This is a genomic window from Methanobacteriaceae archaeon (genome assembly GCA_030656015.1).
Lineage (GTDB): Archaea > Methanobacteriota > Methanobacteria > Methanobacteriales > Methanobacteriaceae > UBA349.
In genome coordinates, this window is sequence record JAUSNX010000014.1 from 155,318 (window position 1) to 177,082 (window position 21,765).

The following is a 21,765-nucleotide window of genomic DNA, read 5'->3' on the forward strand; positions in this document are numbered from 1 at the left end:
CAAGATATTGAAAAATTAGGGCTCACGGCACATATATTTGCCTTCCACTAATTCAAATCCAATAGAGCATATAATTCATGTTTATCATCAGTAGCCAGTATCCACTTTAAGTCTATAAATTCTTCTGATTCTAAAATTGTTTGGATGAGTTTTCTGCCTAATCCATAACCCCGATGATTTTCATGGACGAAAACATCCCCCATCCAGCAGAAAGTAGCGTAATCAGATACTACACGTGCAAAGCCTATCTGTTCAACCCCAAAATAAACCCCGAAACAAATTGAGTTTTCAATAGATTTCTTAATAACCTCTTTTGACCTTTCACCCGCCCAATAAGTGCTTGATAAGAAGTTATAGATAATATCTATGGATAATAGTGATTTGTCTGTGCTTATTTTGTATTCTTTAAAATATTTATCCATGTAAATCACTCCATGAATCTGCATCCCGGATATTTTTATTGACTTCTATCTTCTACAATTAAATTTATTATCCAAGTTATGTTTTCAAATAAGTAACAAACATGGCGCTTTTATCTTCTCCCACTTCAAAACCACATTTTTTATAAAATTCAACCTCATCATCATAGGCAATAATTGCTTTTCGTGCCAGGCCCTCGTATTCTTCCAGCATTAATTCCACCAGCCTTTTCCCAATTCCCATACTCTGATATTCTGGCCTGACCAGCAAATAGTGGAAATAGACAGTCATTACTCCATCAGATAAAGAATTAATTAGACCCACTAATTTATCCCCATCATAGGCCGAGTAAACCCTGTGCGAATTATTTATGGCCCTTTTTAGTTTTTCAGGATAATTTCCCGAATCCCATTCCACGGAAAGGAACAAATCCTGTAGTTCTTTTTGCGAAAAATCCTTGATCTTTTTGTAAATAATTTCCATAATAACAAATCCTTGAACAAATAAAATATAACTGTTTAATTATTGTGTTAATATCAATTATAAGAATATGTGCCGCTATTAATCTGATGAAGATATTATGGAAATCAAAAAGCATTCAATTGAAGTAAATGGGGTTAATATTGTGATTCATGAGTCTGGGCCAGGAAAATCAAAAATCCCTCTTTTACTTCTGCATGGCGGAGGCCTTGATTCGGCCCTACTTTCCTATGGGACCATTATGAGTATTTTAGGTGAAAAATACCATGTTATTGCTCCAGACCTACCAGGATATGGTGAAAGTGAAAAACCAGAGGCCCCATATACCATCGAGTGGTATCAAGAGTTTTTGGATGATTTAATAAAAGTTTTAGGTTTTAATAAGATTAATTTAGGAGGCCTATCTCTGGGAGGAGGAATTGCATTGGGTTATTCCCTAAAATATCCTGAAAAAGTAAAAAATCTGGTTTTAATTGCCCCCTATGGTTTAACTGATAAAATCCCTTATCCTCAAATAACTACTTGGCTCATGAGACATTCTGGAACCTATGATTGGAGGAATAATTTGATTCTCTCCAGTAAACTGCTGGTAAAAATCAGCCTGAAAAGAATCCTAGTAAATCCTCAGGCCCTGAATGATGAGGTTATAGATCAACTAATAAAAATAGGAAATATACCAGATAGTGGTCGGGCCTGGAGAGCTTTTCAGCTAAGTGAAATTGAAAATAAAAATCTGAGAACATGTTATCTAAATCAAGTACATAATCTTAAAATGCCCGTGCTACTTTTAACTGGAAAAAAGGATTCTCTAGTGCCCAGTACAGATGTGGAAATGGCCAGCGAATTGATTCCTAATTCACGGCGGGTAGAGATTGAAGAGTGTGGACACTGGCTTCCTCGAGACCGGAGCCCTGAATTTATCAAAGATGTTGAGGATTTTCTTAAATCCAATATATTAAAAAAAGAATATTTATGTGTATTTTAAAATAAAACAGCAAATTTCCGAATCATCTCGTCAATTTTTTGATCCTTACTCTTATTCCAGACCACAATATCGGTTCCAACTACTTTTCCACCTTTGGACTCGCAAAGTTTCTTCATTTTCCCAATGGCCTGATTTCCACCGGTCCAATTAAATCTTAAGCCCTTAGTAACAAAACAAGCAATTTTCTTATATTGCAATGAGTCAATTTGCTCCAAATAGGATTTCATGGGTGGTGCCAGAGAAAATGCATGCACGGGGGCACCAAAAATCAGAGCATCATATGATTCAAGCTCAGGTTTGCTTTGAAACTCCACATTTTTTGCTTTCATAGGAACTTCACCTACCGGAACTACCCGTTCAATTTCTACTTCATGACCATTTTTCTGGAACTTTTCTTGAAGTTTTTCAGCTACAGAATACGTATTTTCAGTTTTAGAATACACTATAATTCCTATTTTCATCTTTTTCACCCGTCATCATTTCTATCCTTCAGTTTAGTGATTAACCAGAAATAAATATATTTATAATTTTTAAATAAAAAAATGATAAGGATTAGAATTAAAGTTGAGATAATAATAGATAAAATAATAATCTCGATTTGATATTGACTAGAAACCTTTCCGCCATATATTACATCAGTTAAAAACAATAAAATCAATGATTCCACACCCAAAATAAGAACAATCCATTCAATTCTTTCCATTAAGTTGTTTCTTTGTTCAGAATGCAATCCCTCATATATTTTTTCACATGCATTTAATTTTTCTTGAATGAATTTATACTGATTATTTAATCTAAAAACATCATTTAATAAATCGAAAAGTAGTATGAAAGATGTTGTAGCAGATATTCTTGTATTTCTATAAATTTCTAAAGCTGATTGAATTTCGATTTGTGTGTTTTCAATCTCACCAATGGCAGATTTCAAGTTAATTTTTTCTTTCTCTTTAACACGGCTGATAATAGAATCCAATTGAAAATCAATTTTTTTTAGAAGATATTTTTGTCTTTGGTGCATTTCAACGGCATTAATCCGCTCATTAACATAATTAAGATTCTTTCCCTGGAATATCATTAAAGCAGCGGGTTCAGCGATGGTAATTATATCATTCCGATATATGGGTATACTGTTTTCCATGACTTTTGATACCAAGTCATCATGAACCATTCTATAATGTTTGTTATTCCATATAATTCCAAAAATTTCTTTTTCAATAATAATTGAACTAATTTCAGTATCTGTACTAGTAACAACAGAATAAGTAGAGTGCACATTAAGTAATGGTTTTTGAGCAGGGATGATTAATAAACTTATTATTTTTGACTTTAGCAAGTGGAAAATAAATGAATCCACCCATTCTCCAGTTTCATCTGAAATTTTAATTAATTCCGGCGTCATTACAGGATAAGTTAAATTAAAATCGAATCTGGCTGAATTTATTCCATTTTGGCCAAAACAAACTGTAATATTCATTTCATTTTCTAAAGCAGGGTTAATAAAAGAAAATAAGTCAAAATCTAATCTGAAAGTTAATATTTTCGGAGTTTTTTCAAGGTATTCACGATCATATACTTCAGAATTGAGAGACTCCATGCTAATAGATGCAACATCACCAAAAAATATTGCGTTATTTATACTTCTCTCTGTCAAATCATGACTAGGTAAAGTAAGATCAAAAGTAACTATGTGTGTTATTTTTGCGTTATTAAAAGAAGTAGACATATAAAATCAGATTTCAGTCGCCTTTCTTTCTCTGTTTTATTAATTGTGGGTCCGGTTTCTTTACTGGCTTTTTACTGTTTATTAAAACCGTTTCTTTGTCTTTTACTGAATTTGATATTTTTTTAGCCATATTATAACCCACACTCATTCATCATCTAGTGCATCACCTTTAACTCTATCGCTGTCATGTCCACTATCTTGTTCAAAATCTTCTCTTCGTTTCTTGATTATTTCTTTTTGCTTCCTGTCGTCAAGCATTATATCCACCACGGAAATTGATTAAACCAACTATTTAGTTTATTGTATAAAAATTTAATTAATATTAATAACAAGCACTATCTCAGAATTGATTATGAAAAATAATTTATTATTATTTTATTTAATTAAAAACTCCATATTATACATTCCCTTCTCCCCACCAAACCATCTCATGGTTTTTTGGCCAGAGATTTTAAATCCAAATCGCTCATATAATCGCCGGGCCCCTTCATTATTAAAATCAACATCTAATACTGCCTTTTCTTTTCCTTCATCCCTTGACATTTCCACTGCACTTTCTAAAATAAATGTTCCGATTCCTTGGCCTCGGGCCTTTTCATCTACAGCTACACAGGCCAGATAAAAATCTTGAGGTCCGACATCAGTTAAAAGCCGGGCATCAATTAAACCTAAAATAGTGAATCTTATTACATCTAAAGGTGAAAAAACTTTTAAAAATGCTTTAATTTCCTGTTTAGAACTGCTTTCTTCACTACTAGAAGTTATTAGCATTCCTAAAACATCTTCGTCATCATGCCCCGTGACCACGAAAATATTTTCATATCCAATACTATTATTCCCAGCTTTTACCAGTTTTTCAATTTTATTTACTGCCTGAGATTTATTTTTTAAAATCTGATCATAAGTGTTAGCATCTGTGAAATAAATGAGTTCTGAAACCTTTTTAGAGTCATGAACATCCAAATCAAATTTTTTAATTATCATTATTGCACTCCTATTGAAAATTGTAAAAATTTTGTAAAAATATTGCTTTTAAAATATTAAAAATCAAATTATTAGTGTAATGTTGATAGATTTTATAAATTTGGTTAATATAATTAAATTAATGTGAATAAAACTTAAAATATATTTGTATCAAAAGTGTATCAAGTAAAAAATCAGCAGGGATTGTATGAACCAACAAGACAGAAATCTACTAAGAAAAAAGTTCGATAATGCTGCCCAAGCATATGATAAAGATCGGAAAGCAATTATACCCAATTTTGACGTTTATTATGGAACTCTGGTTCAACTGGCAGACACTGACAATGATGATCCTCGAATTTTAGATTTAGGCGCCGGTACTGGACTTTTAACTCAGCTTCTCTGGGAAAAACATCCGCAGGCCCAGTTTAAATTAGTGGATATGGCCCCTGAAATGTTAAATATTGCTAAAAACCGATTTTCAGGGCAAGAAAACTTCGAATACATTGATGAAGATTATTTAAAGTATGATTTTGACGGTTTATTTGATATTATAGTCTCTTCACTCTCCATTCATCACCTAAACCATAGCGACATTAAATTACTTTATCAAAAAGCGTATGATCATTTAAATCCGGGTGGTTTATTCTTAAATGCTGATGAAGTAATCGCACCAAATTCTTACTGTGAAGAAACTTACCAGAAGAACTGGCTGGAAGTAATTCATCAGGCCAATCTTGAAGAAGATGATAAAACTGTTATTTTAGAGCGCATGAAGTTTGACAATCCCGCCACACTGGAAGACAACGTAAACTGGCTAGAGGAAGCCGGATTTAAAGATGTGGATGTTTTTTACAAATATTATAATTTTGTGGTTTTATACGGACGAAAATGAACCCAGAAAAACAGTATTTGTAAATGAGGTTGTGGAAAATGAGCAAAAAATTTGAATTTAAAATTATTAGTTGTGAGGATTTAGATCTTATTAAGCCGCTCTGGAAGAATCTTAAAGATCATCATACCAACATATCTCCTCATTTTCAGGAAAAATATCAGACCATCAATTTTGAGGATAGAAAAGAGGAACTTTTAAAAAAATCATCCCAATGCAATATGCGGGTAGAGGTGATATCTAATTGTGATAAAGACTGTTTTGTGGGTTATTGCATTAGTTCCATTAGTGATAAAGGTAAAGGAGAAATAGATTCTATTTATGTAAAAAAAGAGCATCGAAAGTTAGGTTTAGGTAAAGAAATGGTCAAAAGGGCCATGGAATGGATGGAAAGTCAGGATACTGACGAATTAAAAATCGTGGTGGCCGTGGGCAATGAAGATTTACTGCCATTTTATAGCAGTTTCAATTTCTTTCCCAGACATCTTATCCTGGAAAAGAAGGAAAAGAAATAGATTAGGTAAAGAACCATGTGGCTCGACGAATTACAATTCAATCCCCTAAATACTTTATTAAATTGTTCTAATCCTGCCATTGATTATTTCACCAGAAGGGATCTTTTAGAGGAAAAAGTGGCAGAAGTCAGTTCTCTCTGGGAGTTGCCAGCCCCCCGAAAAATAATTAATAAACAGAACGATGATGGTTTCTGGAAATACCCTGGATGAAATCTTAAACTGCGATCTGCAGAGGATTATAACCAGTTGGAGACTTTTAGACAGTTAAGAGAATTAGTGGAAAAATACGGATACAATAAAAATCATCCATCCATAAAAAAGGCCGCAGAATTTCTTTTTAAGTATCAGACCAATGAAGGAGACTTTAGAGGAATTTATGGAAAACAGTATGCTCCCACCTATTCCTCTGCAATTATGGAACTTCTAATAAAATCAAGATACTCTGACGATCCTAGAATCGAAAAAGGATTTCATTGGCTGCTTTTTCACAGACAAAATGATGGAGGATGGGCCATTCCATTTAGAACCTTGAAAATAAATTATACTGATTCATTAAAACTTCCGCGACCTCTGCCATCAGACCCTAGTAAACCCTTTTCCCACTTAATTACCGGGATGGTTCTTAGAGCTTTTGCGGCTCATCCAGAATATCGTCAATCCCCTGATGCCCATTACGCTGGGAAGCTACTAATGAGTCGATTTTTCCAGAGAGATAAATATAACGACCGGCAAGATAAAAAATACTGGGAAAGTGTTTCTTTCCCGTTCTGGTTTACTAATATTGTTACTTCTCTTGATTCTTTGTATTTTTTAGGATTTAAAAAAGAAGAACCTCAGATAAAATTGGCTCTGGATTGGCTGGTGCAACAACAAACCACAGATGGCACCTTCAATTTAAAACTTCTAATGATTAGAGATAAAGATTTAATATACTGGGTAACCCTGTCAATCTGTCGAATTTTCAAAAGGTATTATAATAATGAGTAATGCACATAAAATGACTCAAAAATGGAATAATAAGAATTTTCATGTGAAATTAGACCACCACAAAGTTAATAAAAAAATAACTATTTTTAAATAGGGCGAATATTAGATTTAATTTAGATTTCATGAGCTTTTATGGTAACTGTGTGATATAATGAACCTCTACGGCAAAATAAAAGAAATTGCAGAAAATGATGGTGTGGAATTTGTAGGAGTGGCCGATTTATCTCCAGCCAGACATTTTATTAAGGAATATGCTCGGGATTTACTGGATGAATATCCCAAATCCATTACTTTAGGAATAAGACTATTAGATGATGTAGTAGATCAATTATCCACTGAAATGGATAGGCCTGAAGCAGTGAATTACCTACACGCATATGAAGTAACCAACCAGCGCTTGGATATTGTTTCCTATAAAATAAGTAATTTCTTACAAAAAGAGGGTTTTAGAGTTCTGCCTATACCTGCTTCCAAGCGCTGCGATGACGAGCGTATAGCCGCCGTTTTTTCTCATAAATTAGCCGCCCATCTGGCTGGTATCGGTTGGATTGGAAAAAGTTGTTTACTTATTAATCCTGAGGCCGGGCCCAGGGTACGTTGGATTACTGTACTGACCAATGCCCCACTAGAAGTTACGGGTAGCCCTATGGAAGATTCCTGCGGAGAGTGTAACAAATGTGTAGAAGTATGTCCGGCCAAAGCATTTACTGGAAGAACTTTTCATGCTGATGAACCACGCGAAGTACGATACGATGCTCGAAAGTGTGAGGAATACTTTAAAGACTTAGAAAAAGCTGGTGACATGCCTGTCTGTGGATTATGCATCCATGTATGTCCCCACGGGCAAAAATAGTAAAAATTTTATTTATTAATTATTATTATTTGATTTATGAAAAATAAGAATTAAATAAATTTAATTATTTTTGGAATAATTTTAATTTTTTTATGGAAATATAAAACTGAAAAGTGAATAAGAATTATTCATACTTTTCATAGCAAACAATCTCATCGATGGACTTTCTTGGAGTATTTACTGATCCATTATCTGCATATCCTAAAGTAAACATAGCCACAGTCCTTATTTCTTCGGGAATATCTAAAATTTCCTTAACTGCATCTTCACTATAGGCCCCTAGCCAGCAAGTACCCAGACCTAGTTCAGTGGCCTCTAAAATCATGAAAGATACTGCAATTGACAAGTCCACAGTATAAGCGTATTGGCCACAAGGCATAACTCTTTCTGATTCCGTGGAAAATGCCACAATTGTTACTGGAGCTTGACCTACAAATTTTTGGCCATTAGCAGCTTCCACCAGTTTATCACGAGTCTCCTGATTTTTAACCACGATAAATTTCCATTCCTGCCTATTTGCTGCAGAAGGTGCGATTCTGGCAGATTCTAAAATTTTATCGAGTTTTTCATCTTCTATTTCCTTGTTCTGGTATTTTCTAATACTTTTTCTTTTAGATATAGCTTCAAAAACTTCCATGAGCTCACCAAGCAAAATAATTAGTTATTTCATTTAATAAAATATTATTCTAAATGATATTTCAAATTATTGTTAGTAAATGAATATTTAAAATGATAAATAATCGTTCTTTAATATGAAAATTAAATTTTTACAAAACTGATAAAAAATAAAAATAAATAAAATAAAAAATTAAAAAATAATTTTAAAATGTTTAAAATGCTTTAAAAACTTTTCTTAATCTTCTGCGTCCATCATTTCGCCGTAAGCAACTTCAATCTCACAGCCTTTAGGACCACAGCAGAAATGTTGTAAATCGAATTTTACCATCATGTTTTCACCTCAAGTTAGTAGTCAACACAATACTATAGTTACTTTTTGTATTTAAAAGGGTACTAACAACAACCATATATACTTACAAAAAGTATACTAACTAACATAAGTTATACCACAATAATGCAAAAATTTTATTGATTCAATTTTAAACAAAAACAAGTTTTAATATCAAATCAGGCGATATAATGACAAATGGAGAAAAAAATAAAGTTAAAAATGGAAATAGTGCTGAAAAAGAACACATGTGCTCAGTAGAAGCTGCTATTAATGAAATAGGCGGAAAATGGAAACCATTAGTTTTATATTCTCTAAAAGATGGAAAACAAAGATTCAGTGAAATCAACAATAAATTGCCAGCCATAACTCAAAGAATGCTCACTAAAACCCTGCGAGAGCTGGAAAGTGATGAAATAATACATCGGAAAGTTTATGCAGAAGTTCCTCCACGCGTAGAATATCGTTTAACTGCTAAGGGAGATTCCGTGATGCCTATATTAGATTCTTTGTGTCAATGGGGAAAGGATTACTGTGAATATGAGGATGATATAGAGGATTAAAATATAAGTGAGAAAAAAATAAAAAAAAAGTTAATTTTTACCAAAATTATATTTACTAATCATCCCATTGTTTTGACTTATTTATTTGCTTTATTAGAGTAACTGCAAATACTCCTGCCCCAAATCCATTATCAATATTCACTACCGCAATTCCCGGTGCGCAGGACTGTAGCATCGAGTAAAGGGCCGTGAATCCACCTTCTCCCACACCATAACCCACTGAAGTAGGCAGGCCAATAACGGGAACATCAACCATGCCGGCCACTACTGAAGGAAGGGCCCCTTCCATTCCAGCAGCCACAATAATCACCTGAACCTCTTCATGCACCATATGATCCAGATGAGAAAATAAACGGTGAATTCCAGCCACACCCACATCATAGGAAGCAATTGTTTCACAACCAGCTTCCTGGGCCACTACCCGAGCTTCTTCTGCTACAGGAATATCTGAAGTTCCTGCTGTGATTATTCCAACTTTTCCGATTTGCTTAATGGTCTTTTTTTCATCTTTAATAACTAAAATACGTGCACGTTCATTATAGTCCAATTTAAGACCTTTTTTAATCAAAGGTTCCAATTCAAAACATATATTATCATATCTATCTTTTTCAAGACGGGTGACCATCATATGGGCCAGATTTGCGCAGCTTAAAATAATTTTTACGATTTCGTGGTCTTTCTTTCCTGATGCAAAAATGGCCTCTGGAAAGCCCGTGCGTGACTCCCTACACATATCCAGCTTGGCAAAATCTCCCACTTCCATTATCTGATTATCTTTAATAAGTTTTTCAGCATCTTCAGGGGATATTTCTCCCTTGGAAAGTCTTTCAAGAATTTGCATCATTTTATCACCAGTATAATTCTTAATTCAGTTGAATTCCCTTTAAATTCTATTTACAATTAATATTATTTGAAATTTATGTGGAATTTATTTAACATTTACACTTAAATTAATTCCATCTTAATGCATTATCCATAATAAAATTATCCATAATAAATATATAAAGATAAATATTTAAAAAGAGTGATGATACACTGGAAATGCATGCCAGGACAAGTTGCAAAATGTTCATTAAATATAATATTATACACTATAAAACTCATTAAAATACAATTAATATTCTGATATAATTCAACAAATCAGCAAAATTATTGAATAATCTAATAAATTTTTATAAATTATTTACTAATTAAATATTAATTGAATATGATCTATTTAGATATTTTATTTAGAGAGCTAATGGAATATATTGAATATAATTAATTAAACTGAGGTGTGAAATTGGATAAAGCCCGAATACTGGTTCAGGGGATTGTACAAGGCGTGGGTTTCAGGCCCACTGTTTATCGATTAGCCCGAAGACTTCACCTTACTGGTTATGTGAGAAATCTGGGAAATATAGTGGAAATTGTCTTAGAAGGAGATAAAAATAAAATAAAACAATTTTCAAAGGATATTCAAAGCAAAAAACCCCCAATTTCTAAAATATCCTCATTAAAACTGGAATGGATTGAAAATAAAGAAGAATATTCTGATTTTACCATTCTAGAAAGTTCATCAGATTTTTCAGGCTCTGCCGTAATTCCACCAGATGTGGCCACTTGTGACGCCTGTTTAAAAGAAATAAACACCCATAGCGAGCGAAGATATACCTATCCATTTACCGCCTGCACCGATTGTGGGCCTCGTTTTACGGTAATTGATTCCATCCCCTATGATAGAGAAAGAACTAGTATGGACGAATTTCCACTCTGTCCTTCATGCGAAAAAGAATATAAAAATCCTGAAGACCGCCGATATCATGCCGAGGCCACCTGTTGTCCAGAATGTGGGCCAGAAGTCTTTTTATATAGTTGTTGCCGTTTTGATGTCGATACTCCCCTTAAAGAGGCTGCCAAGCTTCTAGATGAAGGAAATATCCTGGCCATGAAGGGACTTGGTGGAACCCACCTGGTATGTAAGGTTACTGAAGAAGATCCTGTTTTGAAGTTGCGTGAAAGACTGGGAAGATTTAATCAACCATTTGCTTGTATGTCTCCTGATCTGGACACCATTAAAAAATTTGCTACCATTTCCCCTCAAGAAGAAAATGTCATTACATCACGTCGCAGACCCATAGTAGTTTTAAAAAAGAGTGAAAATTATTTTTTTGCCCCATCTGTGGCCCCTGAATTACACAATATAGGAATTATGTTGCCCTATTCGGGATTGCAGCATATTTTATTCCAGCACACTGACGAAGCAGCATATATCATGACTTCAGCTAATATGCCTGGAGAACCTATGCTAACCAGAAACACAGATATTGTGAAGAAGTTGAATGGAATTGCTGATTATTTCTTACTTCACGACCGAAAAATTATTAATCGTTGCGATGATTCAGTAGTTCGCTTTAGAGGAGAAGATATGGCCTTTATTCGCCGCTCTCGAGGATATGTTCCCGAGCCTTATGATTTATCGCACATTTCAAAGGATATTAATGTACTGGCCTTGGGCCCAGAGATTGATGTAACATTTTCTCTTCTCAAAGAAGGCAAATGCTACCTATCTCAACATATAGGAGATACCAGTAAATTTGCTACCTATGAATACTTGCAAGAAGCCATAAACCACATGATGAGCATTACCAGTACTGATTCTATTGATGTAGTGGCCTGTGACCTCCATCCACAATTTTTCACTACTAAATTGGCCCATGAGCTGGCTGAAAAGTATTCTTGCCCAGTTTTACCCGTTCAACATCATCATGCCCATGGTGCAGCCCTTGCTGTGGATAATAAAGTGGAAGAAATGATCTGTATTGCTGCCGATGGTGTAGGTTATGGAAAAGATGGAACCGCTTGGGGAGGAGAAATATTACACATAAATGGTGCAGAATATGAAAGAATGTCAAGTTTAATGCCACAAAAAATGGCGGGTGGAGATTTATGCACCAAATATCCTGCAAGAATGCTGGTTTCCATGTTGCAGGAATATTATGAAGCATCCTCACTTCGAGAATTATTAATTAATAATTATCTGGCCTATTTCCCTCATGCCCAGACCGAAATAGATCTGGTACTACAGCAGTTAGAACGTGATGTCAATGTAGGCTTTAGTACCAGTACCGGGCGTGTATTGGATGCTGTGGCTGCAGCATTAAATATCTGCGGTGAACGCACCTATGAAGGCGAATGTGCTATGAAATTGGAATCTGTAGCATATAAAAGTACTAAAAATCTGGATATGTCCCTTGAAATTAAAAAACATGAGGATAGAGATGTTTTAGATACATCCTTGATTTTAAAAGAAGTTATGGAAAATATTCAAAGGGGGGAATCTGTTCCAGATGTTGCACAGGCCGCTCAAAGAACTCTAGCTGAAGGTATGGCTGCTTTGGCCATTAAATCTGCAGATAAAAAAGATTTGGACATTATTGGTGGAACAGGAGGAGTTTTCTACAATGAAGCCATAAGTTTGGCCATTAAAGATTACGTAGAAAATCAGGAATATCGTTTTGTACAACACAAAAACTCCTGTGCCGGTGATGGTTCTGTATCACTGGGCCAGGCGGCCATTGCTGCCATTAAATATAAATAAACATATTTTAAATATTTTTTTATTTAATTAATCTTCCTAAGCAGAATTTTCTTAGCAGAATATATTAATATCTAATTAAGCTCTTTTTGTTTTGGTCTTTTTTAATGAAATATGATAAATTTATTTTTTCAATAAATATTGAATTAAATAAATTAAAAAATAATAAAAAGAAAGAAAAAAATGATTGGAGCAACTATTCCTTGGTTGATATTTCAATATCTTCCAGAAATTGTTCTGCTCTCTCTTTAAGAGTACCATACAATCTTATGAGTGATTTTAATTCGTCTATGGCCTCCCATTGACCACTTATTATTCTCTGTTCTATATTAAGCAGTTTGGACCATTCATCCCCTGAGGGAAGTTGCTTTCTACCTAATGCTTCTTCTGTGATATCTACTTGGAATGTATTTTGATTAATAATGATATTTACTGTGATGTCCTGGGGCATGTCATAGTATTTTCTGGGCCGTCCCCGCTCAATTTTTTTAAATGAAGATCTCAGTAATCCTAACTCTTCCATTGCCCTTAAATGCTCAATTATAGCTTTTTGACCAATTTCAAGTTCTTTAGAAATTTGACTCACGAATCTAGGTTCTTCTCTAAGAAGATTAATGATTTCACGTCGGGTACGGCATCCCATAACATCCAGTATGGCCTCTATGTCCGTATTATCAAATGAATTTTGAGTCATCACTATAACTATTGTAGAAAGGTTTATATAACCTTTTGTAACTATAATCAATTAGGGTTGCAATTGTATAACCTTTGGTAACTTTAATAAGTAACCAGCATATAATTAATATGAAAATATAATTGAAGATTAGTTGTTATACAAGAATTAATTGAATGAATTTTCAACAAATAATGTTTATTAACAAATATAATTTGAATTAAAGAATGATTAAAGATTGAAATTAATATTGAATTAATATATTTTCTTTAATCCTATTTAATAAAGTGAAAGGTGAACTAATGTGTGGAGACGATGAATTTAAAAAGCTCGAAGAAGAGCTAAAGAAAAAAAAGTCCCTGCTTGATGAGAAAGAAACGTCACTTCAGGAAGCTCTTGATAAACTGGAAGAAATGGAAGAAACACTCTCAGAAAAAGAAAAAGGCTTGGAAGAAAAAGACGAAAAGATAGCAGAATATGTATCTCACATGCAGCGCCTGCAGGCTGATTTTGAAAATTACAAAAAACACACTGAAAAGCAGCAATCCCAGACCATTGATTATGCCAATGAAGGGCTGATCTTGAAGATACTGGACGTTTACCAGGATTTTGAGCGCGCCTTAAATACGTGTGAAACCGCAGAAGAACTGAGAGAAGGCCTGGAAATAATTTACAGTAAACTTAAAAACACCCTGGAAAAGGAAGGCCTGGTGGAAATTTCAGCCCAGGGAGAAAAATTCGATCCATTCCAGCATGAAGCCCTTATGGCTGAAAATAATGAAGATTATGAAAGTGGAATGGTTATTGAAGAGCTAGCCAAAGGATACACCTTAAAAGATAAGGTAATTAAATATTCCATGGTAAAAGTCTGTAAAAAATGAAAAAGGCAAAAATAATGGCTTTTGAATAAATTTAAGATATTTAAATAAATTTAACAAAATTAAGATTTATTATATAAAAATTTCCAAAAATAAGGATAAATTAAAGTTAATATAAATTTTTAAGAGTTAGAGGTGAAATTTATGGCAAAAAAAGAAAAAATTATAGGAATTGATTTAGGAACAAGTAACTCTGCAGCAGCAGTACTGGTTGGAGGAAAACCAACAGTCATACCAAGTGCTGAAGGTGCTTCCCAGTATGGTAAAGCTTTCCCAAGTTATGTGGCCTTCACAGAAGACGGTCAAAGATTGGTAGGGGAACCTGCCAGGAGACAGGCTGTTACCAACCCTGAAAATACTATCAGTGCTATTAAAAGAAGTATGGGAACCAGTACCAAGGTAAATGTTCGCGGAAAACAATATACTCCTCAAGAAATATCTGCTTTCATCTTACAAAAAATTAAAAAAGACGCCGAATCCTTCCTGGGAGAAGAAGTTAAAAAAGCAGTAATTACTGTTCCTGCTTACTTTGACGACAACCAAAGGACTGCTACTAAGGATGCGGGAACTATTGCTGGTTTGGATGTAGTTCGTCTGGTAAATGAACCTACTTCAGCCAGTTTAGCCTATGGTGTGGACAAAGAACAGGAAGAAGAATTAGAAATCATGGTTTTTGATTTTGGTGGTGGAACCTTAGATGTGACCATTATGGAATTTGGTGGAGGAGTATTTGAAGTAAAATCCACCAGTGGGGACACCAAATTAGGTGGAACCGATATGGATAACACCATAATGAATTATCTGGCCAGTGAATTCAAGAAAGAAACTGGAATCGACCTGATGCTTGATGATCAAGCAGTGCAAAGATTAAGAGAAGCTGGTGAAAAGGCCAAAATCGAACTTTCAACCACTTTAAACACTGAAATTAACTTACCATTCATTACTGTGGCTTCAGATGGGCCTAAAAACCTGATTCACACCTTAACCAGAGCCAAATTAGAAGAACTGGTTGATCCAATTATCAAAAAGTGTTCAGGACCAATGCAACAAGCCATTTCTGATGCTAAAATGAGTAAAAACGATGTGGACAAGATTATTCTGGTAGGAGGACCAACCAGGATGCCTGTTGTTCAAAAATTCGTGGAAGACTTCATTGGAAAAACCATTGAAAGAGGAATCGACCCTATGGAATGTGTGGCTATGGGAGCCGCTATCCAGGGTGGAGTACTTGCTGGAGAAATCAAAGATCTGGTTCTTCTGGATGTAACACCATTATCATTAGGAATTGAAACCTTAGGTGGAGTATCAACCAAGTTAATTGAAAGAAACACCACTATTCCTGCTAAAAAGAGTCAAGTATTCTCTACCGCAGCAGATTCTCAAACTTCTGTGGATATACATGTCCTGCAGGGAGAAAGGCCAATGGCTGCAGATAATGCAACACTCGGAAGATTCCAGTTAGTAGGAATCCCACCAGCACCAAGAGGGATGCCTCAAATCGAAGTTTCATTTGATATAGATGCCAATGGTATTATGAATGTTTCTGCTAAGGACATGGGAACTGGTAAAGAACAAGCCATAACCATTACTGCTCCTAACAAGCTTTCTGATGATGAAATCGATCAAAAAGTTAGAGACGCTGAAACGCACGCTGAAGAGGATAAAAAGAAACAGGAAGAAATTGAAGTTCGCAACAATGCAGACTCCATGATCTACACCTCTGAAAAAACCTTAGAAGAACTGGGAGACAAAGTTCCTGGTGATAAAAAGGAAAATGTGGAAAAATTAGTGGGAGAACTTCGAGAACTGGTTACTGGTGACGACGTTTCTGCAATTAAAGAAAAAACTGAAGAGTTAACCAAAATAGTTCAGGAAATTGGTGCGGCCATCTATCAGCAAGCCCAACAAGAACAGGCCCAGCAACAACAAGGTCAAGACCAAGCTGGATCAGAACAAGGAAATTCAGGTAATGCTGCTGACGATGACACCATCGATGCTGACTACGAAGTTAAAAAATAGTCAATAGGTCAAAAATTGAAGAATTAAATTAGCAAGAGAAATAGAAATTTTGATAAATAAAAGTTAAAATTAGTGATATTCATTAAATCTTACTTGGTTTTATCTTAATTCTATTATTCTCATATTCAATTTTTTTTTACTTATAAAAAATCAACAGTTATTTGAATCCACTTATTAAAATTCATTAAATCATTTCATTATATAATCTCAGAGCATGTATTTTAAAATAATTTTAATTTAATCTATAAATCTTAATAAACTTTAATTACTATTCACACTAATTTATTCATTATAAATTAAGAATTTAAAATAATTTAAAATTCATTAACTGAATCATTATGAAGTTATTATACTGATTTTATTATCAATATTCCAACATCAATCTAATCTAAGGTGAAAAATACAATGGCAGAAAAGCGTGACTATTATGAGGTTCTAGGCGTAGAGAAAGGAGCCGATAAAAAAGATATTAAAAAGGCCTACCGAAAACTGGCCATGAAGTACCACCCCGATGTAAGTGAAGATCCAGAAGCATCAGATAAATTTAAAGAACTCAGTGAAGCATACGGTGTACTTTCTGATGAGGAAAAAAGAGGCACTTATGACCAGTACGGACATGCTGGAATGAATGGATTCTCCCAAGAAGACATATTCAACAATATAAACTTCGAAGACATATTCCGTGGATTTGGGGGTTTCGATGTGAACAACATATTTGATATGTTTGGTTTTGGAGGAGGAAATAGAAGACATGGACCTCAAAAAGGAGCCGATGTTTACTACGACCTGGAAATAACATTAGAAGATGCTTTTAATGGATTAGAAACTGATATTCAAGTACCTCATACCAAAACCTGTCCCGTATGTGAAGGAAGTCGGGCAGAGCCCGGCACCAGTACTACCACTTGCCAGACTTGTGGAGGAAGTGGGCAGATTCGACAGGTAAATAATACTTTCCTGGGCCAGATGGTCAACATCCGACCATGTCATGAATGTCATGGAGAAGGAACTATTGTAGAACACCCATGTAGCAATTGTCATGGACGGGGAATTGTTAAACAAAGCAGCAGCATCCACATTAAAGTCCCTCCAGGTGTGGAAACTGGTTCTCGTCTAAGAGTTAGTGGAGAAGGAGAAGTAGGTGCTCATAACGGCCCTGCCGGTGATTTATATGTAATGATGCATGTAAAAAATCACAAAATATTCCAAAGAGACGGAGCCAATATTTACCATGAAAAACCTATTAGTTTTGTTCAAGCATCTTTAGGAGATTCTGTTGAAGTCCCTACACTTGAAAAACCAATTGAACTTAAAATACCTGCCGGGACTCAAAGTGAAACAACTTTCCGTCTTAAAGGTCAAGGCATGCCCCATCTAAGATGGAATGGAAAAGGAAACCTCTATGTTAAAGTTAAAGTGGTTACTCCTCGTAAGTTAAGCACAAAACAAAAAGAGCTCTTACAGCAGTTCGCTGACATAAGTGGAGAAGAAATTCATAATGCAGATAAGGGTTTTTTTGATAAGGTAAAAGATGCTATCAATCACTAGGCCATATGCATGGTTTGGTGATTAATTAAATCACATTAAAATCAAAAATACTTATTTTATTATTTGTTATTTTAATTTAAATAGAATTGAATGGAAAATTTATGTCATTGGATCAATAGAGACACATAGAAGTTAACTTCAGTGCACTTAAATCAAATTTTCAATGAATTCCATTAATTTTTTTATTAATTTTTATTAATTTTCCATTTTCTAAGATAAATGAAGAGTCTAAATATTTATCAAAATTAGAGTCATTATCATCAGATAGAATTATAATAGATGTTTCATTCTTTATTTTATGGAATAATTCCATTAATTTAATGGTTTTTTCATTATTTAGATCTCCAAAAGGCTCATCTGCTACTATTAAACTAGGTTCATTTACCAACGCCCTGGCCAGAGCAGTTTTCTGTTTATCAAAGTGAGTGAGACCATTAGGCAACATATCCTTTTTTTCGCTAAATTCTAGCAGTTCCATGACTTGAATGGCCTTTTGGTCATTTTTATTAATCATAGGGAGCATTATATTTTCTAAAGCAGTTAGATAAGGCATTAAGTTTCCCCATCGGAGCATAGTTCCTATTTTTTCCCTTCTCAAAACACTCCTTTTTGATAAAGATAAATCCAAAACAGCTTCATTATTTAAAAAAATATCTCCAGTAGTAGGTAGATCCATTAAAATTATTAAATGAAATAAAGTTGTTTTTCCAGACCCTGCCGGTCCAGTAATCATATTCAAAGAATTTTTTTGGACTTTGAAATTAACTTCACTGAGTGCTATTAACTTCATTTCAGCATCATCATATTCTTTATGAACATCCTTAAATTCTAAAACTGACCTATCCATGTCTTAAAACCTCGTTTGGATCGTTTTTAGTATGGAACCAGACTGAAAATAAAGCAATTAGGGCACTTAAAATGACCGTGAGTATAATAACTAATATAGGTAGCCACCATGGCAAAATAACGGAAATAGAAATTATTTTAACAAAATTAGTGGCTGCAAAAATAACTAGTGACCCCAGAATAGTTCCCACCACTGCACCTAAAAGCCCCAATAAAGCTGCTTCTAATAAATGGGTCGCAGCAACTTGAAAGGTAGTAAATCCCATTAATTTTAGTAGAGCTATTTCTCTTCGTCTTTCCACAAGATTCATATCCATAGCATAAGTTATTCCAAAAATACCAACTAAAAATACTAAACTGGCCAATATATCCACCAGATAAATGAGATTAGTTAAAACCTGGCTAATGAAACCTGTAGCTTGAGAATTATTGAAATTCAAGCCAACAGTAGTGTTAAAAAAGTTTGTAACATTATTGAGCAATTCTTCACTAGTTAAGTTCAGATTTGATGTCTTATTAGTAGTTTGATTGGAAATTAAATTATTATCGATTGGTTGTTCTTCCTTTAAAAAAGTCTTCATTCCAATTCCAGAACTTAAAAGTAAAAGTAGAATTATAACACCAAATGCAATTCGAATAATGGTAGAAAAATTTCTCCATTTATTCCGGCGTAAATTTTTATAAGAAAGTCTATAGATTCCCATTTTGTTCTTATTTCATTTTAGTAAAAACTAATAAAAATACATTGTGCTGAAAATCCTATTGTTCTTATTTTTATTAAAAGTTGATAAATGCCTGGCTTTAAATTAATTTTTAATAAGTTAATATTTCCAATAAGTTTCTAAATGAAAATTATTTTATGAAAATAAGGCATATATTTATTAAAAGATTTATTAAAAGAATGGATGTGTTAATATGGATGATAAATTATCTAATGTTCCAAATACTCCTGAAAATAGAGATAAATGCCTATGTCCAGGATGTCCTGCATACAATGCATGCATGGAAAGTAAAAAAGAAATTTTGTATTGTAGTACTGGAGCGACCAGTTGTAAACTTGAAAAATGGGGTTGTCATTGCCCTCGCTGCCCAGTACAGCTAGAATATAAAATGGTTGGTCTCTTTTACTGTGAGAAAGGTGCTTTTAAAATTGATTGAATAATTAAAAAAATAGCATTTGAAATAATATTATAAATTTAATTAATAAAACCTATTTTAGAGTTTGAGTGATGGCATGCCGGGAGTAACCCACTTTCTGTTTCAGCAGCATTCATCTAGGCGGACTACCTCTGCCTCGTACAGTTAGTCACCAGCAGCATTTGCCCTTGCATCCCACGGATTGGCCGTTTCACCGTTCCTTTTAATGTCGTTCAACTTTTTCGAGAAAGCATCATGTTCATTCATTAAAAGACGTGTCGTTTCTGCTCCAGAGTCTAACTTCTCAGCAAGTACCTCACAGTACCGCGGTTCTGTATGATGAGTGGAGTTTCCTCAATTTAAACCCTAAAAAAAGGGAAACCGGTGGCTGCTCTTCGGCTTGCCATCAAATAATTAAATATACTATCAATCCTTTTTTATAATATAAAAATCTATTTGTTGAGTTCACTTAGTATGAAGTATAATATCAACAAAATAAATTGATACTTAATAAATTTAATAATATTTCATTTCATTTTAGATTAATTGTGTTTTTGTGAAAAAGTGCATTAGAGCTTCTTTTATATGCTTTAATTATCATTTTTATAATCATGAGAGGATTTGATATTTTTAATTTCCTTGGGTAACATACACTACAATTCTGGTTTGCCCCCAATCAAGCCAATATTGTAAGGATTTATATTAATCCTCTCATTTATCAAAATAATGCTAATTAAATTAAATAAACTAGTAATTAACCTGAAAAAAGATTTATAAAACAATTAAATTCAGGAATTATTTTTATATTTTAATAATAATTTTTATTAATAGAAAATTACAAATTAATTAATAAGACTCATTAATTTATCTTAATTAATCATGATTAGTAATTTATAATTCATAATTATACTAAATCATCATTCATTGAATTTAAAAATATTGAAAGAGATGGTATATTAAATTGTAAAATGTGATAATAGGGGGATATTATGACAGAAAACGTTTTGATAGTGGAAGATGATGGTATTTTTGCTATAGAACTACAGAAAAAAATTAAATCTTGGGGATATGAAGTTCCTAAGATTGCTTTATCGGGAAAAGAAGCTTTGAAAAGAGTCGAATATAAAAATACTGATTTAGTAATTATGGACATATCTCTTAAAGGGGAATTAGATGGCATTAGTGCTGCAAAAGCCATTGAAGATCAATTTAAAATTCCTATTGTTTTTTATAGTTCACATAACGATGATGAACTTTTAAATAAAATTAAAACTTTTAAAAATGGTGATTTTGTTAGCAAAACCTGCAGAGATGAGGATTTAAAGTCGAGCATTGAAAATCTTCTTAAAAAAGGTGGCACCATGGAAAAAACAGCCGAAAATTTTCAGAATATTTCAGAATATAATATAGATATCAAAGAAGGATTGGGAGATTATTATAAAGCCCACGAAATAATTGAAAAAGAATTCAAAAAACTGGAAGATAGTTTTTCAAAAGTTTATGGTGAGTCCGTATCTCAAGAAAGAGAAATTGAACGCCTTAAAAAAGCTGAAGAGAAGTATATGAATATCATATCTGAAAAAGACAACAAACTGGCAGAACTGGGAAAAGTTCAAAGATCTCTAGAAGAAAAAATAAATCAGCACAAAAAAAGACATCAAAAGCTGTTAAAAGAAACTGAAGACCTTAAAAAACATATGAACTCTATGGTGTCCATTTTAAATGGAGAATAGTTTATTAACTCCCATTATTTTATTAAA

At 33.7% G+C, this 21,765-nt stretch carries 23 protein-coding genes and 1 other RNA gene; 13 read left to right on the forward strand and 11 right to left on the reverse strand.

Annotated features, from left to right (window positions below):
• Positions 1-47: 47 nt before the first annotated feature.
• The gene (locus Q7I96_10435; protein MDO9628021.1) at positions 48-422 is read right to left on the reverse strand and encodes a GNAT family N-acetyltransferase; all 375 of its coding nucleotides are present in this window, start codon (positions 420-422) and stop codon (positions 48-50) included.
• A gap of 76 nt (positions 423-498) precedes the next feature.
• Positions 499-903, reverse strand: a complete 405-nt coding sequence (locus tag Q7I96_10440) for a GNAT family N-acetyltransferase (protein ID MDO9628022.1) — start codon at positions 901-903, stop codon at positions 499-501.
• A 97-nt stretch (positions 904-1,000) separates the two neighbouring features.
• Here Q7I96_10440 and Q7I96_10445 point away from each other — a divergent pair, with 97 nt between their 5' ends.
• Positions 1,001-1,885: an alpha/beta hydrolase gene (locus Q7I96_10445; protein MDO9628023.1), complete on the forward strand. Its 885-nt coding sequence runs from the start codon at positions 1,001-1,003 to the stop codon at positions 1,883-1,885.
• On the opposite strand, the gene Q7I96_10450 is transcribed toward Q7I96_10445, so the two are convergent.
• The 3 genes from Q7I96_10450 to Q7I96_10460 all read right to left on the reverse strand — a co-directional run bounded on the left by Q7I96_10450 (position 1,882) and on the right by Q7I96_10460 (position 4,592).
• Positions 1,882-2,346 (reverse strand): flavodoxin domain-containing protein, encoded by a 465-nt coding sequence (locus Q7I96_10450; GenBank protein MDO9628024.1) that lies wholly within the window; start codon positions 2,344-2,346, stop codon positions 1,882-1,884. The genes Q7I96_10445 and Q7I96_10450 overlap by 4 nt on opposite strands.
• Before the next feature lie 5 nt (positions 2,347-2,351).
• On the reverse strand, positions 2,352-3,608 hold the full coding sequence (locus Q7I96_10455; protein MDO9628025.1) for a hypothetical protein: 1,257 nt from the start codon (positions 3,606-3,608) through the stop codon (positions 2,352-2,354).
• Positions 3,609-3,983: 375 nt separating this feature from the next.
• A complete protein-coding gene (locus tag Q7I96_10460) occupies positions 3,984-4,592 on the reverse strand; it encodes a GNAT family N-acetyltransferase (GenBank protein ID MDO9628026.1) in 609 nt (202 codons plus the stop codon).
• A 187-nt stretch (positions 4,593-4,779) separates the two neighbouring features.
• Between Q7I96_10460 and Q7I96_10465 the strand changes: the two genes are divergently transcribed.
• From Q7I96_10465 to Q7I96_10485, 5 genes are all read left to right on the forward strand, one after another.
• The gene (locus Q7I96_10465; protein MDO9628027.1) at positions 4,780-5,466 is read left to right on the forward strand and encodes a class I SAM-dependent methyltransferase; all 687 of its coding nucleotides are present in this window, start codon (positions 4,780-4,782) and stop codon (positions 5,464-5,466) included.
• A 38-nt stretch (positions 5,467-5,504) separates the two neighbouring features.
• The gene (locus tag Q7I96_10470) at positions 5,505-5,978 is read left to right on the forward strand and encodes a GNAT family N-acetyltransferase (protein ID MDO9628028.1); all 474 of its coding nucleotides are present in this window, start codon (positions 5,505-5,507) and stop codon (positions 5,976-5,978) included.
• 15 nt (positions 5,979-5,993) lie between these two features.
• Positions 5,994-6,188, forward strand: a complete 195-nt coding sequence (locus tag Q7I96_10475; GenBank protein ID MDO9628029.1) for a hypothetical protein — start codon at positions 5,994-5,996, stop codon at positions 6,186-6,188.
• A 36-nt stretch (positions 6,189-6,224) separates the two neighbouring features.
• Positions 6,225-6,965 carry a hypothetical protein gene (locus Q7I96_10480; protein ID MDO9628030.1) on the forward strand — a complete coding sequence of 247 codons (741 nt, stop codon included), beginning with the start codon at positions 6,225-6,227 and terminating at the stop codon, positions 6,963-6,965.
• A gap of 151 nt (positions 6,966-7,116) precedes the next feature.
• Positions 7,117-7,818, forward strand: a complete 702-nt coding sequence (locus Q7I96_10485; protein ID MDO9628031.1) for a 4Fe-4S double cluster binding domain-containing protein — start codon at positions 7,117-7,119, stop codon at positions 7,816-7,818.
• Positions 7,819-7,942: 124 nt separating this feature from the next.
• Here Q7I96_10485 and Q7I96_10490 read toward each other — a convergent pair whose 3' ends face one another.
• Positions 7,943-8,455 (reverse strand): nitroreductase family protein, encoded by a 513-nt coding sequence (locus Q7I96_10490; GenBank protein MDO9628032.1) that lies wholly within the window; start codon positions 8,453-8,455, stop codon positions 7,943-7,945.
• A 500-nt stretch (positions 8,456-8,955) separates the two neighbouring features.
• Between Q7I96_10490 and Q7I96_10495 the strand changes: the two genes are divergently transcribed.
• A complete protein-coding gene (locus Q7I96_10495; protein MDO9628033.1) occupies positions 8,956-9,327 on the forward strand; it encodes a winged helix-turn-helix transcriptional regulator in 372 nt (123 codons plus the stop codon).
• Positions 9,328-9,382: 55 nt separating this feature from the next.
• Here the strand turns inward: Q7I96_10495 and larB are convergent, their stop codons facing one another.
• Positions 9,383-10,171, reverse strand: coding sequence for a nickel pincer cofactor biosynthesis protein LarB (gene larB, locus Q7I96_10500; protein ID MDO9628034.1), 789 nt, complete (start codon positions 10,169-10,171; stop codon positions 9,383-9,385).
• Between the two features lie 438 nt (positions 10,172-10,609).
• Between larB and hypF the strand changes: the two genes are divergently transcribed.
• Entirely contained in the window at positions 10,610-12,907 is a 2,298-nt protein-coding gene (gene hypF / locus Q7I96_10505; protein MDO9628035.1) for a carbamoyltransferase HypF, read from the forward strand.
• Positions 12,908-13,100: 193 nt separating this feature from the next.
• Here the strand turns inward: hypF and Q7I96_10510 are convergent, their stop codons facing one another.
• Positions 13,101-13,598, reverse strand: coding sequence for an ArsR family transcriptional regulator (locus tag Q7I96_10510; protein MDO9628036.1), 498 nt, complete (start codon positions 13,596-13,598; stop codon positions 13,101-13,103).
• Between the two features lie 281 nt (positions 13,599-13,879).
• Between Q7I96_10510 and grpE the strand changes: the two genes are divergently transcribed.
• The 3 genes from grpE (at position 13,880) to dnaJ (ending at position 18,022) form a co-directional block, all read left to right on the forward strand.
• Positions 13,880-14,458 carry a nucleotide exchange factor GrpE gene (gene grpE / locus Q7I96_10515; GenBank protein ID MDO9628037.1) on the forward strand — a complete coding sequence of 193 codons (579 nt, stop codon included), beginning with the start codon at positions 13,880-13,882 and terminating at the stop codon, positions 14,456-14,458.
• A 141-nt stretch (positions 14,459-14,599) separates the two neighbouring features.
• Positions 14,600-16,474, forward strand: coding sequence for a molecular chaperone DnaK (dnaK, locus tag Q7I96_10520; protein MDO9628038.1), 1,875 nt, complete (start codon positions 14,600-14,602; stop codon positions 16,472-16,474).
• Between the two features lie 405 nt (positions 16,475-16,879).
• A complete protein-coding gene (gene dnaJ, locus Q7I96_10525; GenBank protein ID MDO9628039.1) occupies positions 16,880-18,022 on the forward strand; it encodes a molecular chaperone DnaJ in 1,143 nt (380 codons plus the stop codon).
• 160 nt (positions 18,023-18,182) lie between these two features.
• Here the strand turns inward: dnaJ and Q7I96_10530 are convergent, their stop codons facing one another.
• Complete coding sequence (locus Q7I96_10530) at positions 18,183-18,869, reverse strand: ATP-binding cassette domain-containing protein (GenBank protein ID MDO9628040.1); 687 nt, start codon at positions 18,867-18,869, stop codon at positions 18,183-18,185.
• Complete coding sequence (locus Q7I96_10535) at positions 18,862-19,572, reverse strand: FtsX-like permease family protein (GenBank protein ID MDO9628041.1); 711 nt, start codon at positions 19,570-19,572, stop codon at positions 18,862-18,864. The genes Q7I96_10530 and Q7I96_10535 overlap by 8 nt, the downstream gene beginning before the upstream one ends.
• Positions 19,573-19,783: 211 nt before the next feature.
• Between Q7I96_10535 and Q7I96_10540 the strand changes: the two genes are divergently transcribed.
• On the forward strand, positions 19,784-20,026 hold the full coding sequence (locus tag Q7I96_10540) for a DUF2769 domain-containing protein (GenBank protein MDO9628042.1): 243 nt from the start codon (positions 19,784-19,786) through the stop codon (positions 20,024-20,026).
• A gap of 74 nt (positions 20,027-20,100) precedes the next feature.
• Here Q7I96_10540 and rnpB read toward each other — a convergent pair.
• Positions 20,101-20,409: RNase P RNA component (gene rnpB, locus Q7I96_10545), an RNA gene on the reverse strand.
• Positions 20,410-20,994: 585 nt separating this feature from the next.
• Between rnpB and Q7I96_10550 the strand changes: the two genes are divergently transcribed.
• Positions 20,995-21,738 (forward strand): response regulator, encoded by a 744-nt coding sequence (locus tag Q7I96_10550; GenBank protein MDO9628043.1) that lies wholly within the window; start codon positions 20,995-20,997, stop codon positions 21,736-21,738.
• The last annotated feature ends 27 nt before the right edge of the window (positions 21,739-21,765 follow it).